Annotated in this window: 13 protein-coding genes; 6 read left to right on the forward strand and 7 right to left on the reverse strand. The window is 54.4% G+C overall.

The features are described 5' to 3' along the window. Positions 1–69: 69 nt before the first annotated feature. From ppiD to bolA, 7 genes are all read right to left on the reverse strand, one after another. A complete protein-coding gene (ppiD, locus tag C1N84_RS13980; RefSeq protein WP_136547762.1) occupies positions 70–1,938 on the reverse strand; it encodes a peptidylprolyl isomerase in 1,869 nt (622 codons plus the stop codon). A 237-nt stretch (positions 1,939–2,175) separates the two neighbouring features. Further along, the gene (gene hupB / locus C1N84_RS13985) at positions 2,176–2,448 is read right to left on the reverse strand and encodes a nucleoid-associated protein HU-beta (protein WP_014606441.1); all 273 of its coding nucleotides are present in this window, start codon (positions 2,446–2,448) and stop codon (positions 2,176–2,178) included. A 212-nt stretch (positions 2,449–2,660) separates the two neighbouring features. Then, entirely contained in the window at positions 2,661–5,015 is a 2,355-nt protein-coding gene (lon, locus tag C1N84_RS13990) for an endopeptidase La (RefSeq protein ID WP_021507187.1), read from the reverse strand. A gap of 189 nt (positions 5,016–5,204) precedes the next feature. Continuing rightward, on the reverse strand, positions 5,205–6,476 hold the full coding sequence (clpX, locus tag C1N84_RS13995; protein ID WP_021507186.1) for an ATP-dependent protease ATP-binding subunit ClpX: 1,272 nt from the start codon (positions 6,474–6,476) through the stop codon (positions 5,205–5,207). A 127-nt stretch (positions 6,477–6,603) separates the two neighbouring features. Further along, positions 6,604–7,227, reverse strand: a complete 624-nt coding sequence (gene clpP, locus C1N84_RS14000; protein WP_010616837.1) for an ATP-dependent Clp endopeptidase proteolytic subunit ClpP — start codon at positions 7,225–7,227, stop codon at positions 6,604–6,606. A gap of 336 nt (positions 7,228–7,563) precedes the next feature. Beyond that, positions 7,564–8,868 (reverse strand): trigger factor, encoded by a 1,305-nt coding sequence (tig, locus tag C1N84_RS14005; RefSeq protein ID WP_021507185.1) that lies wholly within the window; start codon positions 8,866–8,868, stop codon positions 7,564–7,566. A 303-nt stretch (positions 8,869–9,171) separates the two neighbouring features. After that, positions 9,172–9,486, reverse strand: coding sequence for a transcriptional regulator BolA (gene bolA / locus C1N84_RS14010; RefSeq protein WP_058757958.1), 315 nt, complete (start codon positions 9,484–9,486; stop codon positions 9,172–9,174). A 268-nt stretch (positions 9,487–9,754) separates the two neighbouring features. Between bolA and C1N84_RS14015 the strand changes: the two genes are divergently transcribed. The 6 genes from C1N84_RS14015 (at position 9,755) to C1N84_RS14040 (ending at position 16,168) form a co-directional block, all read left to right on the forward strand. Further along, a complete protein-coding gene (locus C1N84_RS14015; RefSeq protein ID WP_021507183.1) occupies positions 9,755–10,333 on the forward strand; it encodes a lipoprotein in 579 nt (192 codons plus the stop codon). A gap of 55 nt (positions 10,334–10,388) precedes the next feature. Continuing rightward, positions 10,389–11,876 carry a muropeptide MFS transporter AmpG gene (ampG, locus tag C1N84_RS14020; protein ID WP_264441573.1) on the forward strand — a complete coding sequence of 496 codons (1,488 nt, stop codon included), beginning with the start codon at positions 10,389–10,391 and terminating at the stop codon, positions 11,874–11,876. A gap of 438 nt (positions 11,877–12,314) precedes the next feature. Next, complete coding sequence (gene cyoA, locus C1N84_RS14025; RefSeq protein ID WP_031279652.1) at positions 12,315–13,238, forward strand: cytochrome o ubiquinol oxidase subunit II; 924 nt, start codon at positions 12,315–12,317, stop codon at positions 13,236–13,238. Positions 13,239–13,242: 4 nt separating this feature from the next. Beyond that, the gene (cyoB, locus tag C1N84_RS14030) at positions 13,243–15,225 is read left to right on the forward strand and encodes a cytochrome o ubiquinol oxidase subunit I (protein ID WP_021507180.1); all 1,983 of its coding nucleotides are present in this window, start codon (positions 13,243–13,245) and stop codon (positions 15,223–15,225) included. Continuing rightward, complete coding sequence (locus tag C1N84_RS14035; protein WP_021507179.1) at positions 15,225–15,839, forward strand: cytochrome o ubiquinol oxidase subunit III; 615 nt, start codon at positions 15,225–15,227, stop codon at positions 15,837–15,839. Before cyoB ends, C1N84_RS14035 begins: the two co-directional genes overlap by 1 nt. Then, positions 15,839–16,168: a cytochrome o ubiquinol oxidase subunit IV gene (locus tag C1N84_RS14040; RefSeq protein ID WP_022549333.1), complete on the forward strand. Its 330-nt coding sequence runs from the start codon at positions 15,839–15,841 to the stop codon at positions 16,166–16,168. The genes C1N84_RS14035 and C1N84_RS14040 overlap by 1 nt, the downstream gene beginning before the upstream one ends. Positions 16,169–16,171 lie beyond the last annotated feature (3 nt).

The following is a 16,171-nucleotide window of genomic DNA, read 5'->3' on the forward strand; positions in this document are numbered from 1 at the left end:
ATCAGAAATGGAAAAGGCCGCAGAAGCGGCCTTTCGGTATTGCAGCAGTTTACCTTTTTTTTGTGAGGCTTACTGGTTTTGTGCGGCGGCGCCGTACTTAATCTTCGCCTCTTTACGCAGGTTTTCCAGCAGCGCTTCAAAGGCAATCTGCGCGTTGTTTTGCGTCACGCCTTTCACCATTTCGTCGATCTGCGCCTGCGGCATGTTGCCCGCGCTGACCTTATCCAGCGCGACCAGCACCACGTTGCCCTGCATATCTTCGCTGACACCCCACGATGGCTGGTTATCCGCTGGCTGTGGCAGGTTGAATGCGGCCTGTGCCACCGGATCCTGCGCGTTGCGATCAACGGTTTTGCTGGCGCTCAGCGTCATGCCAGCCGCCTGCAGCGCGTCCTGTTTGCCCGCTTTCAGCTCGGTCAGCAGTTTGTCTGCCTGCGCTTTGGCCTGCTGCGTCGCTTTGTCATGCTTCAGACTGTCGGCAATCTGCGCTTTAACCTGATCCAGCGGTTTAACCGCTTCCGGTTTGTGCTCGCTGATGCGCAACACAAACGCCCGATCGCCATCGACGCTGATGATGTCAGAATTGTTGCCCGGCGCGCCGTTCTGACCGGTCAGGCCACCGTTGAAGATCGCCTGTTTAACCGCATCGAAATCGAGATCGGCCGGCACGTTATCGCGGGTGATCCAGCCCGTTTCCACCACTTTCAGGCCAGATGCCTGTGCGGCGCCCGCCAGGGATTCGTTGTCGTTGCTGGCGGCTTCGCTCACCTTCTGCTGCATCTTATAGAAGGCGTCGACGGCTTTTTCCTGCTTCACTTTATCCGCCACCGCATCGTGCACATCCGCCAGCGGTTTAACCTGCTCTGGCTGGATATCGTCCAGACGCACCACCAGGAAACCGACTGAGGACTTGATCACGCCAGACAGCTGACCTTTCTGCGTCAGGTTGGCGTTTTTCAGTTCGTCCGGCGTGGTGTTCGGCTCCAGCCAGCCCATGTCGCCGCCTTTACGCGCAGAGATTGGGTCGATGGATTTGCTCTTCGCCAGCGTGGCGAAATCCTCGCCCTTTTTCAGCGCATCCAGCACCGCGTTGGCATCGGCTTCGGTTTTGGTCTGAATGATGCTGTAACGGTTGCGCTGCGGCTGTGAATAGTCGGCTTTGTGCTGATCGTACCAGCTCTGAATATCCGCTTCGCTGGCGTTCTCCTGCAGGCTGGCCGCATCCATTTTGATGTAGCTGACGCGGAACTGCTCAGGTGCCATAAAGCTGCTCTGATGCTGCTGGTAGTACTGATTGATTTCGTCGTCGCTGGCGGTTTGTTTCGCGGCCAGCGCATTAACGTCAATCACCGCCTGACGAATCTCGCGCTGCTGCGAGACCAGATCCACCAGCTTGCTGGTTTCACCCTTCAGCATGAAGTCGGTATTGGCGATGGCGTTGATCAGCTGCTGCGTCGCCAGCTGCTTGCGCAGCGCTTCGGCGTACTGATCGGCACTAAAGCCCATGCTGGCGATCAGGCCGTTGTATTTCGCGTTGTCGAACTTACCGTTGGTCTGGAAAGCCTGCTGATTGAAAATAGCCTGCTTCACCTGATCGTCGCTGATGCCAATGTGCAGATCTTTGATGTACTGATCGAGCAGCGCCTGATCGATCAGCTGTGACAGCGCCTGCTGGCGCATCTGCTGCATGTAGCCGTCGTTGCTGGCCAGCTGCGAGAACTGGTCGCCCAGCATCTGCTGCTGACGGTTGCGCTCGTTGTTAAACGCCTGTTCCAGCTCACCGCGGCTAATTTCATGGCCGTTCACTTTGGCAGCGTAATCGCTGTTACCGCCAATCAGGTAGTTGCCCACCCCGGTCAGTACGAATGACAGGATGATCAATCCCAGAATGATCTTGAGCACGACATGGTTCGACGCCGCGCGTAAATTGTCCATCATGGTATGACAACACTCCGCTGTAGTGTGGATGTAAAGCTCTGACACGATGTCATCATCGTGCAGCTGCGGTTCAGGCTGGCAGCTGGCAACCATGCGGAGACTGAAGCCAGCGGCTAAAGTCGCGCATCAAGATAAAAAAAGGCACATCAAAAATGATGTGCCCGTATGTTACATGAGAACGCCTTTTTCGTCCTCAATCCATGGAAGAAAATGCTTCGATGGACAGGTCAGCGGTCATTAATTGACGGCGTCTTTCAGTGCTTTACCTGCACGGAAGCCCGGTACTTTACCAGCCGGGATGGTGATTTCTTTACCGGTTTGTGGGTTACGGCCGGTGCGGGCAGCACGCTCGCGTACAGAGAAGGTACCGAAACCGACCAGTGCCACTTCGTCACCGCCTTTCAGCGCGTCAGAAACGGAGCCCATGAATGCATCTAACACACGTCCCGCTGCCGCTTTAGAAATGTCAGCGTCTGCAGCAATTTTGTCGATCAACTGTGACTTATTCACTCTCTTCATCCCCTCTTTTATTATTCACTCGCACCCGCGCTTCCCGCCCGGTGCGAACGCGCAGCCAGTTATATCAAGCCTGTTGAGCTGAAACAACGGTATTCATCTTAATCGTTGATCCAGCAGCCCCCTAAATTAGCGGCACAAAAAAAAGCTGGCAAGCCCGATTTGGCCTGCCAGCTTCGCTTTTTAGCGCTTTTTGTCGCTAATCACTATTTTGCCGTGGCAACCTGCATCCCGTACGGGGCATTTTCCAGCGCCAGGCTCAGCACTTCTTCAATACGCTTCACCGGATGGATCGACAGATCGGCAATCACGTTCTGTGGAATCTCTTCCAGATCGCGCTTGTTTTCGTCCGGGATCAGCACGGTTTTGATGCCGCCGCGATGCGCCGCCAGCAGTTTCTCTTTCAGGCCACCAATCGGCAGTACCTGACCGCGCAGTGTGATCTCGCCGGTCATCGCCACGTCCGAACGCACCGGGTTACCGGTCAGACAGGAGACCAGTGCGGTACACATCGCGATACCGGCGCTTGGACCATCTTTCGGCGTCGCCCCTTCCGGTACGTGTACGTGGATATCACGCTTCTCGTAGAAGTCGCCGTTGATGCCGAGTTTCTCCGCACGGGCGCGTACTACCGTCAGCGCCGCCTGGATGGACTCCTGCATCACCTCACCGAGTGAACCGGTGTAGGTCAGCTTGCCTTTGCCCGGCACGCAGGCGGTTTCGATGGTGAGCAGATCGCCGCCCACTTCGGTCCACGCCAGGCCGGTGACCTGACCAACACGGTTTTCGCTGTCAGCGCGGCCGTAATCAAAGCGCTGCACGCCCAGGAAATCCTTGAGGTTTTCGCCGTTGATTTTGATGCTCTTTTTCGCTTTGTCCATCAGCAGCGCTTTTACCGCTTTACGGCACAGCTTGGAGAGTTCGCGCTCCAGGCTACGCACGCCCGCTTCACGGGTGTAATAGCGGATAATGCCGATAATGGCGCTGTCGTCAACGCTGATCTCTTTCTCTTTCAGCGCATTACGCTCGATCTGCTTCGGCAGCAGGTGCTGTTTAGCGATGTTGAGCTTCTCATCTTCGGTGTAGCCGGAGAGACGAATCACTTCCATACGATCCAGCAGCGGAGCCGGAATGTTCATGGAGTTAGAGGTAGCCACAAACATCACATCTGACAGATCGTAATCCACTTCCAGATAGTGATCGTTGAACGCAATGTTCTGCTCCGGATCCAGTACCTCCAGCAGCGCTGAAGCCGGATCGCCGCGCATATCGGATGACATTTTGTCGATCTCATCCAACAGGAACAGCGGGTTTTTCACGCCGACTTTGGCCATTTTCTGGATCAGTTTGCCCGGCATCGACCCGATATAGGTACGACGGTGGCCGCGGATTTCCGCTTCGTCACGCACGCCGCCCAGCGCCATACGCACATATTTACGGCCAGTGGCTTTGGCGATTGACTGTCCCAGCGAGGTTTTACCCACGCCCGGCGGTCCGACCAGGCACAGAATCGGCCCTTTGATTTTGCTGACGCGACTCTGCACCGCAAGATACTCAAGGATGCGGTCTTTCACGCGCTCCAGACCGTAATGGTCGGTATCCAGCGTCTCCTGCGCTTTCCGCAGGTCTTTTTTCACCTTGCTGCGCGCGTTCCACGGTACCTGCACCATCCAGTCGATGTAGCCGCGCACCACGGTGGCTTCCGCTGACATCGGTGACATCATCTTCAGCTTCTGCAGTTCGGCTTCGGCCTTCTCGCGCGCCTCGGCCGGCATTTTCGCCGCGTCGATTTTGCGTTTCAGCGCTTCGTATTCATCCGGCGCATCGTCCATCTCGCCCAGCTCTTTCTGAATCGCTTTCATTTGCTCATTCAGATAGTACTCGCGCTGGCTTTTCTCCATCTGCTTTTTAACGCGGTTGCGAATACGCTTCTCAACCTGCAGCAGATCGATTTCCGATTCCATCATCGCCATGAGATATTCCAGACGCTCATTGATGTCGGACATCTCCAGCACTGACTGTTTGTCAGCCAGCTTAAGCGGCATGTGCGCCGCTACGGTGTCGGCGAGACGCGCCGCGTCGTCGATGCTGTTGAGTGAAGTCAGCACCTCCGGCGGGATTTTTTTGTTCAGCTTGATGTAGCCTTCAAACTGATTGATGGCGGTACGCACCAGCACTTCCTGCTCGCGCTCTTCAATTTCCGGCGAGATCAGGTATTCGGCCTGGGCAACAAAGTGGTCGCCATTGTCCGCTAAAGTGGTGATGTGTGCGCGCTGAAGACCTTCCACCAGCACCTTAACGGTGCCGTCTGGCAGTTTCAGCATCTGCAGTACGGAAGCAACGGTCCCTACCGCGAAGAGATCGTTAATACCAGGTTCATCCGTTGAAGCCTCTTTCTGGGCAACCAGCATGATCTTCTTGTCATGATCCATCGCCGCTTCGAGGCAACGAATCGATTTTTCCCGACCAACAAACAACGGAATTACCATGTGCGGATAAACCACCACGTCGCGCAACGGCAACACGGGGATTTCAATGCGTTCAGAACGCTCAGGATTCATAGAGCTCTCTCTTAGTTTAATGTCCGCCAGGTGATGGGAACCGCGTGATACAGGCTGTATGCAGTTAGACCCACAGGATTATGAGTATATGGGGATGCTTGCACGACATTCAATGTCACAGAGGTGAGAAAAATAAAAGGGGAAACATTTTCCCCTTTTTTAAGATAACAACGTGGTGTGATTGATTATTTATTCGCCAGAAGCCTGGGCTTCATGCTTACCGTAAATCAGCATCGGGTCAGATTGCCCCTCGATCACTGACTCATCGATCACCACTTTCTCTACGCCTTCCATTGATGGCAGGTCGTACATGGTTTCGAGCAGCGCCGCTTCTACGATAGAACGCAGACCACGTGCCCCGGTTTTACGCGAGTTCGCTTTCTTCGCAATCGCCGTCAGCGCTTCGTCACGGAACTCCAGCTCCACGCCTTCCAGGTTAAACAGCGCCTGATACTGCTTGGTCAGCGCGTTTTTCGGTTCACGCAGGATCTGGATCAGCGCTTCTTCGCTCAGCTCGTTGAGCGTCGCCACCACCGGCAGACGACCAATGAACTCCGGAATCAGACCAAATTTGATCAGATCTTCCGGCTCAACCTGTGACAGCAACTCGCCTTCGCTGGCTTTCTGCGATTTACCTTTAACGGTCGCGCCAAAGCCAATACCGGAGCCGGTTTCAACACGCTGTGAAATCACTTTATCGAGGCCGGCAAACGCACCGCCACAGATAAACAGGATTTTCGAGGTGTCGACCTGCAGAAACTCCTGCTGCGGATGCTTACGTCCACCCTGCGGCGGCACGGCAGCCACTGTGCCTTCAATCAGTTTCAGCAGCGCCTGCTGCACGCCTTCACCTGACACATCACGGGTGATAGACGGGTTGTCTGATTTACGGGAAATCTTATCGATTTCATCGATGTACACGATGCCGCGCTGCGCTTTTTGTACGTCGTAGTCGCACTTCTGCAGCAGTTTCTGGATGATGTTTTCCACATCCTCGCCCACATAACCGGCTTCGGTCAGCGTGGTGGCATCCGCCATGGTGAAAGGCACATCCAGCAGGCGCGCCAGCGTTTCCGCCAGCAGGGTCTTACCGCTACCGGTTGGACCGATCAGCAGAATGTTACTTTTGCCCAGTTCAATCCCGTTGCTGGTGTCGCCGTTACGCAGACGTTTGTAGTGGTTGTACACCGCCACCGCCAGCACTTTTTTCGCCTTCTCCTGACCGATAACATAATCGTCAAGGTGATGGCGGATCTCATGCGGCGTCGGGAGCGCGCTGCGCTCGCGGTGCGGGGCCACTTCTTTAATCTCTTCGCGAATGATGTCGTTACACAGATCGACACACTCGTCGCAAATATACACTGACGGCCCGGCAATCAGCTTACGGACTTCATGCTGGCTTTTGCCGCAGAAAGAGCAGTACAGCAACTTACCTGAACCGTCTTTGCGCTTATCTGTCATCAGCTAACCTCTTTTCGTTCTCAGACCTAATTGGTGTACGGCAATGGCCGCACAGCAACGGCCGATATGCATGCAACTCACCTGTCTGCACCCGTTAACTATAGCGTAAGGGGCAGACAGATGTGTCTTATTGGCGATGCGTCAGGATGGAGTCGACCAGGCCATACTCTACCGCTTCGCTGGCAGAGAGGAAACGATCGCGCTCGGTGTCGCGTTCAATCTGCTCCAGCGATTTGCCGGTATGTTCCGCCATAAGCTCATTCATACGCTGCTTCACTTTCAGGATTTCACGCGCGTGGATCTCAATGTCCGTCGCCTGGCCCTGATAGCCGCCCAGCGGCTGGTGAATCATCACGCGTGAGTTTGGCAGACAGAAGCGCTTGCCTTTAGTCCCCGCCGTCAGCAGGAATGCGCCCATCGAACAAGCCTGGCCCATACAGATGGTGCTCACGTCCGGCTTGATGAACTTCATTGTGTCATAAATCGACATACCGGCGGTAATCACACCACCTGGCGAGTTAATGTAGAGGTAAATGTCTTTTTCAGGATTCTCAGCTTCCAGAAACAGCATCTGCGCCACAATCAGGTTCGCCATGTGATCCTCAACCTGACCGGTCAGGAAGATCACGCGCTCTTTAAGCAGGCGGGAGTAGATGTCGTAAGAACGCTCGCCGCGCGAGGTTTGTTCGACCACCATTGGCACCAGCGCATTGGTTGGTGCAGTAAATTCACGATCGCCACTGTATGACATTACCGTCTCCTGATAAATTTCATTGGCAACATTCTGTACCGATTTTACGCGAGGCGCGCGGCGAAAACTATGCGCAGCGGTCTCGTTCCGACATAACAGGACGGTTAATCAGCCAGTCTTACTGTTTTCACGCATTCTCCCTGTATCTGGGGATGCAGCCCAGTTGCTTCAAGCATAACAACCTTTTCCCCATTCGCTAACACGGAAAAACAGCTTAGCGAAGAATTTGCCGATTAATTAGTCAAATAGCGCACAAATGTGGTTGGTTTCCGCCAGAAACGAAAAAGCCCGCGACATAGCGGTCGCGGGCTTTAGCACTCAGGGTTAACTCACGAATCAGGCCGCAGAGGTCTGGTTCATCAGCTCCTGGAAGTTAGTGGCTTTGTCAGTCACTTTGGCTTTCGCCAGTACCGCTTCAACCGCCTGCTCTTCCAGCGCAACGTTGCGCATGTTGTTCATCAGCTCGCTGTTTTTGCTGTAGAACTCGATCACTTCCTGCGGATCTTCGTACGCAGAAGCCATCTCTTCAATCAGCGCTTTAACGCGATCTTCATCGGCTTTCAGCTCGTTGATGCGAATCACTTCGCCCAGCAGCAGACCGACCACAACGCGACGTTTTGCCTGCTCTTCGAACAGTTCACGTGGCAGTTCCAGCGCCTGCTTCTCGTTGCCGCCGAAACGCTGTGCAGCCTGACGACGCAGAACGTCGATTTCGCTGTCGATCAGTGCCACTGGCACGTCGATTTCGTTCGCGTTAACCAGACCGTCAATCGCCTGCGTCTTCACGCGGTTACGGATAGCGCCTTTCAGTTCGCGCTCCATGTTCTTACGCACTTCAGCGCGCAGACCTTCGATGGAGCCATCTTCCACGCCGAAACGCTTGATGAATTCAGCGGTCAGCTCCGGCAGTTCGCGGGTTTCCACTTTCTTCAGCACGATGTCGAACTTCGCGTCTTTGCCTTTCAGGTTTTCCGCGTGGTAGTCATCCGGGAATTTCACGTCGATGGTGAAGGTGTCGCCGGCTTTCTTGCCAGTGATGCCTTCTTCGAAGCCTGGGATCATACGACCCTGCCCCATTGCCAGCACGAAGTCAGACGCTTTGCCGCCTTCGAACTCTTCGCCGTCTACAGAGCCGGTGAAATCGATGGTCGCGCGATCTTCTGCTGACGCCGCTGCATCGGTCTCTTTCCAGGTCGCCTGCTGCTTCTGCAGGGTTTCCAGCATGGTGTCGACGTCAGCGTCGGTCACTTCAACCACCGGTTTTTCAACTTCGATTGCATCCAGGCCTTTCAGCTCAACTTCCGGATACACTTCGAACTCAACCGCGTAGGTGAAATCTTCACCTTCTTTATACTCACCCGGCACGTAGTTCGGTGCGCCAGCTGGGTTGATCTTCTCTTTGATGATGGCGTCAACGAAGTTACGCGTCATCAGCTCGCTCAGGACGTCCTGACGAACAGAGGCACCGTAGCGCTGATTAATGATGGTAGCCGGCACTTTGCCTTTACGGAAACCGTCGATACGGACTTTCTTAGCCACTTCCACCAGTTCTTTCTTCACTGCGCTTTCGATGCTGTCCTTAGGAACAGTAATCGAAATGCGACGGCCCAGACCCTGAGTGGTTTCTACTGAAACTGTCATCTTGTTACCTCAAAAAATCACGTGCTCGGTCAACTTCAGACACCACACAATTAATGCGCCGTATCCAACAACCGGGACGGCCTCTGCAGGCAGAACCTAATCCCTGTCACCAGAAGCGTCCCGAAGACATTCCGGAAAAATAGACGCCGCATTATAGCGGCATCCCCGGAATGAGTCGAGGCTGCAAACTCACCACTTTTTAACGGTTTTGCTGCTTTTTTGCGCCGCAGATCGCGTTTGTGCATCATTGAGGTAAGAAAAAACGGCCCGCAGGCCGTTTTGGAGGAAGCTGGAGAGGAAAACTCAGGCCAGCGTACCGGCACCGCGACAGTTCGGTGAGGCGAGTACGGTATCCTGCAGCCCATCCCACTCTTTGCGCGTGTAGGTATGCAGCGCCAGCGCATGGACGCTGCCTGCCAGCTCGGTCGCCAGCTCGCCATAAATGGCGCGGTGACGCTGCAGGAAGCGCTGTCCGGTGAAAAGGTCGCTGACGATCACCACTTTGAAGTGACTTTCAGAACCGGCAGGCACGTTATGACGATAGCTTTCGTCATGCACTTCGAGATGTGCAGGCTCAAAAGCGTTACGCAGCTTTTCTTCTATTTGTTCGCGAATCATTGTTAACACTCCTCTACGGCGAGCGCTGTGCCCCATCTGTTTAAATATTAGTAGGTTTTTTACCTTTCCCGCAGTCTGGCAGGAAATAAATCCTGCTGCGCTGCGCATCTTAGCCTGCTGAGGCTGTCGGTCAATCGGTTACCGCGTACGGCTGTCCGAAAAAATCCTTTACAATCAATTTCCCCTGGTGCGGGGCTTTTTTCGCCGTGCCGCAATGCTATGATGACCGCAGTTTTGCAAACCAACCCATATGCTAACGAGAATGAGTATGTTGAAAAAACTGTTATTCCCTCTGCTGGCTGCCTTTATTTTGGCCGGCTGCGCCAGCAATAACACCACGCTGAACATCCAGCCAAAAATCCAGCTGCCACAGCAGGATCCGAGCCTGATGGGCGTTACCGTCAGCGTTAACGGTGCCGATCAGCGCAGCGATCAGGCGCTGGCCAAAGTGAACCGCGATGGCCAGCTGATCACCCTGACCCCATCACGTGACCTGCGTTTCCTGCTGCAGGAAGTGCTGGAGAAGCAGATGACCTCGCGCGGCTACATGATTGGCCCGAACGGCGCGGTAGACCTGCAGATCGTGGTTAATGGCCTGTACGCCGATGTCACGCAGGGCAACGTGCGTTACAGCATCACCACCAAAGCGGATATCTCTATTATCGCTACCGCGAAAAACGGCAACAAGCAGGTGAAAAACTACCGTCAGACTTACAGCGTAGAGGGTGCCTTCAGCGCCACTAACGATAAGATCACCAACGCGGTTAACTCGACCCTGAGCGACGTGATTGCCGATATGGCGCAGGACACCAGCGTCAATAACTTCATCAAGCAAAACGCGCGTTAATTTTCCGCAGTAACCTGCCCGGTCCCCGCTGACCGGGCTTCATTTCAGGCTGGCTATGACATCTCATTATCTGCGTATTTTTACCCAACGTAACGCTGCGGTCCTGCTGCTGCTCGGTTTCGCTTCCGGTCTGCCGCTGGCGCTGACCGCCGGTACGCTCCAGGCGTGGATGACGGTAGAGAATGTCGACCTGAAAACCATTGGTTTCTTCTCCCTCGTCGGTCAGGCTTACGTGTTTAAGTTCCTGTGGTCGCCGATGATGGATCGCTATACCCCGCCCTTTCTTGGCCGGCGGCGCGGCTGGCTGCTGGTCACGCAATTAGCGCTGATTGCCGGTATTGTGGCGATGGGCTTGATGCAGCCATCACGCGACCTTACCCTGCTGGCGGCGCTGGCGGTGCTGGTGGCGTTCTGCTCAGCCTCGCAGGATATTGTGTTTGATGCGTGGAAAACCGATGTGCTGCCGCCGGAAGAGCGCGGCAGCGGCGCGGCGATTACCGTGCTCGGTTACCGGCTGGCGATGCTGATTTCCGGCGGCCTGGCGTTGTGGCTGGCGGATCGCTATCTCGGCTGGCAGGCCACCTACTGGCTGATGGCGCTGCTGATGGTGCCCGGACTGATCGCCACGCTGCTGGCGCGTGAACCTGAGGCGCCGGTGCGCGAGCCGCACTCGCTGCGTCAGGCCGTCGCGTTTCCGCTGAAGGATTTCTTTCAGCGCAACAACGCCTGGCTGCTGATCACCTTAATCATTCTCTACAAGCTGGGCGACGCGTTCGCCGCTTCGCTCACCACCACCTTTCTGATTCGCGGCGTGGGCTTCAGCGCCGGCGATGTCGGTCTGGTGAATAAAACGCTTGGCCTGCTGGCGACCATTATTGGTGCGCTGTACGGCGGCGTGCTGATGCAACGCCTGAGCCTGTTCCGCGCGCTGATGATCTTCGGCGTGCTGCAGGCAGTATCTAATTTCGCTTACTGGCTGCTGGCGGTAACGCCACCGCATCTGTGGAGCATGGCCAGCGCGGTATTTATCGAAAACCTGTGCGGCGGCATGGGCACCGCCGCCTTTGTGGCGTTGCTGATGACGCTGTGCAACAAATCGTTCTCGGCCACGCAGTTCGCGCTGCTGTCAGCGCTGTCAGCGGTTGGACGCGTGTATGTCGGTCCGGCGGCTGGCTGGCTGGTCGAACTGTGGGGCTGGCCGGTATTTTACGCCTTTACCGTGGTGGCCGCCGTACCGGGCCTGCTGCTGCTGTGGGCATGTCGCGGCACGCTGCAGGCAATGCAGCACAGCGGTGAATTCATGAAGCGCAGCCTGTGGCCACAGGGTTATCGCTGGACGGTACGCCTGTTCGCGGCGGGCTGTACGCTGCTGGCGCTCTGGCTGCTGACGCTGGCACTGCGTGCGGCGGATATCTGGCACAGCGCGACGCTGCCAACCCATCTGTTTGAGGCAGGGATGGCGCTGGCGCTGCTGGCGGTACTGCTCGGCGTGATGCTGGACTGGCTGGCATTAAGAAAAACAGCGTCAAATCGTGCACATTAACGCTGCGCTATTTGCCAGACGGGGATAAATCGCTTAAAAATAGCTCCCGGCGAATTTTAAGCGATAGCATTTTTTTTAACGCGAAATAGAAACATTAAATTAACAATCCTGCGTAATATTTAAATCCGGTGAGCAATTAATTTGTAGAAATTTCATCGCTAAAATGATGCAGAATTGTTAAATAAATGAGTATTAAAACTCCGGTTTATGCTTTCCCTGTTTTCTCTGCGGTTAATGTCATTGGTTTTTGTTATATTGCCGCCAACTGCTTGTCGCAGTTAATAATTTGTCACCCTGCGCAACATCTGTGACACCCTTAGCAAAAGGTGTCAACAGCCTTCTGACACATCCTTAAGCTGGTTTACACTGCATAAACCTTCCCGTAAAATGCGCGCACACTTAAACGACAATAGAGCCCTTTGTCATTGAGGTCGTTAAATGAGACTCAGGAAATACAATAAAAGTTTGGGGATTTTGTCATTAATTGCAGGCGCTGTATTACTCAGCGGCTGCGATAGTGCGTTGTTAAATCCCAAGGGACAGATTGCACTGGAGCAACGTTCACTGATTCTGACAGCTTTCGGCTTGATGATGATCGTCGTTATTCCGGCAGTCTTAATGGCTGTTGTGTTCGCCTGGAAATATCGGGCAACCAATACCAACGCGAAGTATAGCCCTAACTGGTCACACTCTAACAAAGTGGAAGCCGTGGTCTGGACCATTCCGATCCTGATCATTCTCTTCCTCGGCGTGCTGACCTGGAAATCAACCCACGCGCTGGAGCCGAGCAAACCGCTGGCCTCTGACGTGAAACCGGTTGAGATCGACGTAGTGGCACTGGACTGGAAATGGCTGTTCATCTACCCGGAACAGGGTATTGCAACCGTCAACCAGATTGCCTTCCCGGCAAATACTCCGGTGAACTTCAAGATCACCTCGAACTCCGTCATGAACTCCTTCTTTATTCCTACGCTCGGCAGCCAGATCTACGCCATGGCGGGTATGCAGACCAAACTGCACCTGATCGCCAACGAGCCAGGTACGTTCGACGGTATCTCTGCTAACTTCAGCGGTCGCGGTTTCTCTGGCATGAAGTTCAAAGCCATTGCCACCAAAGACGATGCGGAATTCCAGCAGTGGGTTGCCAAAGTTAAAGCGGCACCTAACACGCTGACCACCATGGATGATTTCGAAAAACTGGCTGCGCCAAGCGAAAATCACCCGGTGGAATATTTCTCAACTGCGAATCCGGAACTGTTCAAGCAGGTTATTGATAAGTTCATGATGAGCCACGGGAAAATGGACATGTCGCACGAAGGCATGGACATGAATCACGCCGCAGCTGCGGGAGCCGAGGAATAATACGATGTTCGGAAAATTAACACTGGATGCAGTGCCCTACCATGAACCCATTATCATGGTTACGGTCGCCGGTATCATCATTGGTGGTCTGGCGCTGATCGCTGCTATTACCTATTTCGGTAAATGGCAGTATCTGTGGTCTGAATGGTTAACCTCCATCGACCACAAAAAACTGGGTATCATGTACATCATCATGGCCTTTGTCATGCTGCTGCGCGGCTTTGCCGATGCGGTAATGATGCGTACCCAACAGGTTATGGCTTCCGCCGGGGAAGCAGGCATACTGCCACCGCACCACTACGACCAGATCTTTACCGCTCACGGCGTGATCATGATCTTCTTCGTGGCGATGCCTTTCGTGGTGGGTCTGATGAACATCGCGGTTCCGCTGCAAATCGGTGCCCGTGACGTTGCCTTCCCGTTCCTGAACAACCTGAGCTTCTGGTTTACCGCTATCGGTGTGATCCTGGTTAACCTGTCACTGGGTGTGGGCGAATTCGCACAGACCGGCTGGCTGGCTTATCCACCGCTCTCGGGGGCAGAATACAGTCCTGGCGTCGGGGTCGATTACTGGATCTGGAGTCTCCAGCTCTCCGGTATTGGTACCACGCTGACCGGTATCAACTTCTTCGTGACCATTCTGAAGATGCGTGCACCGGGCATGGACCTGTTCAAGATGCCGGTATTCACCTGGGCAGCACTGTGTACTAACGTCCTGATTATCGCTGCGTTCCCGGTTCTGACCGTGACGCTGGCACTGTTGACGCTTGATCGTTACCTCGACTTCCATTTCTTTACCAATGATATGGGCGGTAACATGATGATGTACGTCAACCTGATCTGGGTCTGGGGTCACCCGGAGGTGTACATCCTCGTTCTGCCGGTGTTTGGTGTCTTCTCTGAAGTCACGGCCACCTTCTCGAAAAAGCGTCTGTTTGGTTACACCTCGCTGGTGTGGGCAACCATCGCCATTACCGTTCTGTCGTTCATCGTTTGGCTGCACCACTTCTTCACCATGGGTGCCGGTGCGAACGTTAACGCCTTCTTCGGTATCATGACGATGATCATCGCGATTCCGACCGGGGTGAAAATCTTTAACTGGCTGTTCACCATGTATCAGGGTCGTATCGAGTTCAACTCGGCGATGCTGTGGACCATCGGCTTCCTGGTCACCTTCTCCGTTGGTGGGATGACCGGCGTACTGCTGGCGGTACCAGGCGCAGACTTCGTGCTGCACAACAGCCTGTTCCTGATTGCACACTTCCACAACGTTATCATCGGTGGTGTGGTGTTCGGTTGTATGGCTGGCGTGACCTACTGGTTCCCGAAAGCCTTCGGCTTCACCCTGAACGAAACCTGGGGCAAACGTGCTTTCTGGTTCTGGATCATCGGCTTCTTCGTTGCCTTTATGCCGCTGTACGCGCTGGGCTTCATGGGGATGACCCGTCGTCTGAGCCAGGACATCGATCCGCAGTTCCACTCTCTGCTGGTAGTTGCAGCAGGCGGTGCAGCGCTGATCGCCTGCGGTATCCTGTGCCAGCTTATCCAGTTCTGGGTATCGGTACGTGACCGTGAGCAGAACCGCGATCTGACCGGTGACCCGTGGGGCGGCCGTACGCTGGAGTGGGCAACCTCTTCACCTCCGCCGTTCTACAACTTTGCTGTGATCCCACATATCCACGAGCGTGATGCGTTCTGGGAAATGAAAGAGAAAGGCGAAGCGTACAAGCAGCCAGAAAAATATGAAGAAATTCATATGCCGAAAAACAGCGGCGCGGCCATTGTTATCGCTGCCTTCATGACAGTCTTCGGTTTTGCCCTGATCTGGCACATCTGGTGGCTGGCAGGTCTTACTTTCCTTGGCACCATCGTGACCTGGATTGTGAAGAGCTTCGATGAAGACGTGGATTACTACGTACCGGTTGCTGAAATCGAGCAGATCGAGAAGAAGCACTTTGATGACATCAGCAAAGCAGGTCTGAAATAATGTCAACTGAAACCGTTAAACACCACCACGACGCCCATGCGGAGCATGGGCATCACGATGCGGGAGCCAATAAAGTCTTTGGCTTCTGGATCTACCTGATGAGTGACTGCATTATCTTCGCAACCCTGTTTGCGACCTATGCGGTCATGGTTAACAACACTGCCGGTGGCCCGGCAGGTAAAGATATCTTCGAACTGCCGTTTGTGCTGGTTGAAACCGCGCTGCTGCTGCTGAGCTCCATTACGTATGGTATGGCAGTAATTGCGATGAATAACCAGAACAAAGGTTCGGTCATCAGCTGGCTGGCGTTGACCTTCCTGTTCGGTGCCGGATTTATCGGGATGGAAATCTATGAATTCCATCACCTGATCAAGGAAGGTTTCGGTCCTGACCGCAGCGGCTTCCTGTCTGGCTTCTTTACGCTGGTCGGTACGCACGGTCTGCACGTGACCTCTGGTCTGATCTGGATGGCCGTGCTGATGTTCCAGATCGCTAAACGCGGTCTGAGCGCCACCAACCGCACCCGTATCATGTGTCTGAGCCTGTTCTGGCACTTCCTGGATGTGGTGTGGATCTGCGTATTCACCGTTGTCTATCTGATGGGGGCCATGTAATGAGTCATTCTGTAAACGAACATGGTGCATCTCACGGTAGCGTGAAGTCTTACATGATCGGCTTCATCCTCTCGATCATCCTGACGGCGATCCCGTTCTGGATGGTGATGGATGGCAGTGCTTCTCACGGCACCATTCTGGGTGTGGTTCTGGTGTGTGCAGTGGTTCAGGTGCTGGTGCACCTGGTCTACTTCCTGCATCTGGACAGCAAATCCGAGGGTGGCTGGAACATGGTGGCCATTGTCTTCTCCGCAGTCATTATCCTGATTGTGGTGATTGGCTCACTGTGGATTATGTGGAACCTCAACTACAACATGATGGCCCACTAAAGA

The organism is Pantoea sp. SGAir0418 (assembly GCF_043529865.1).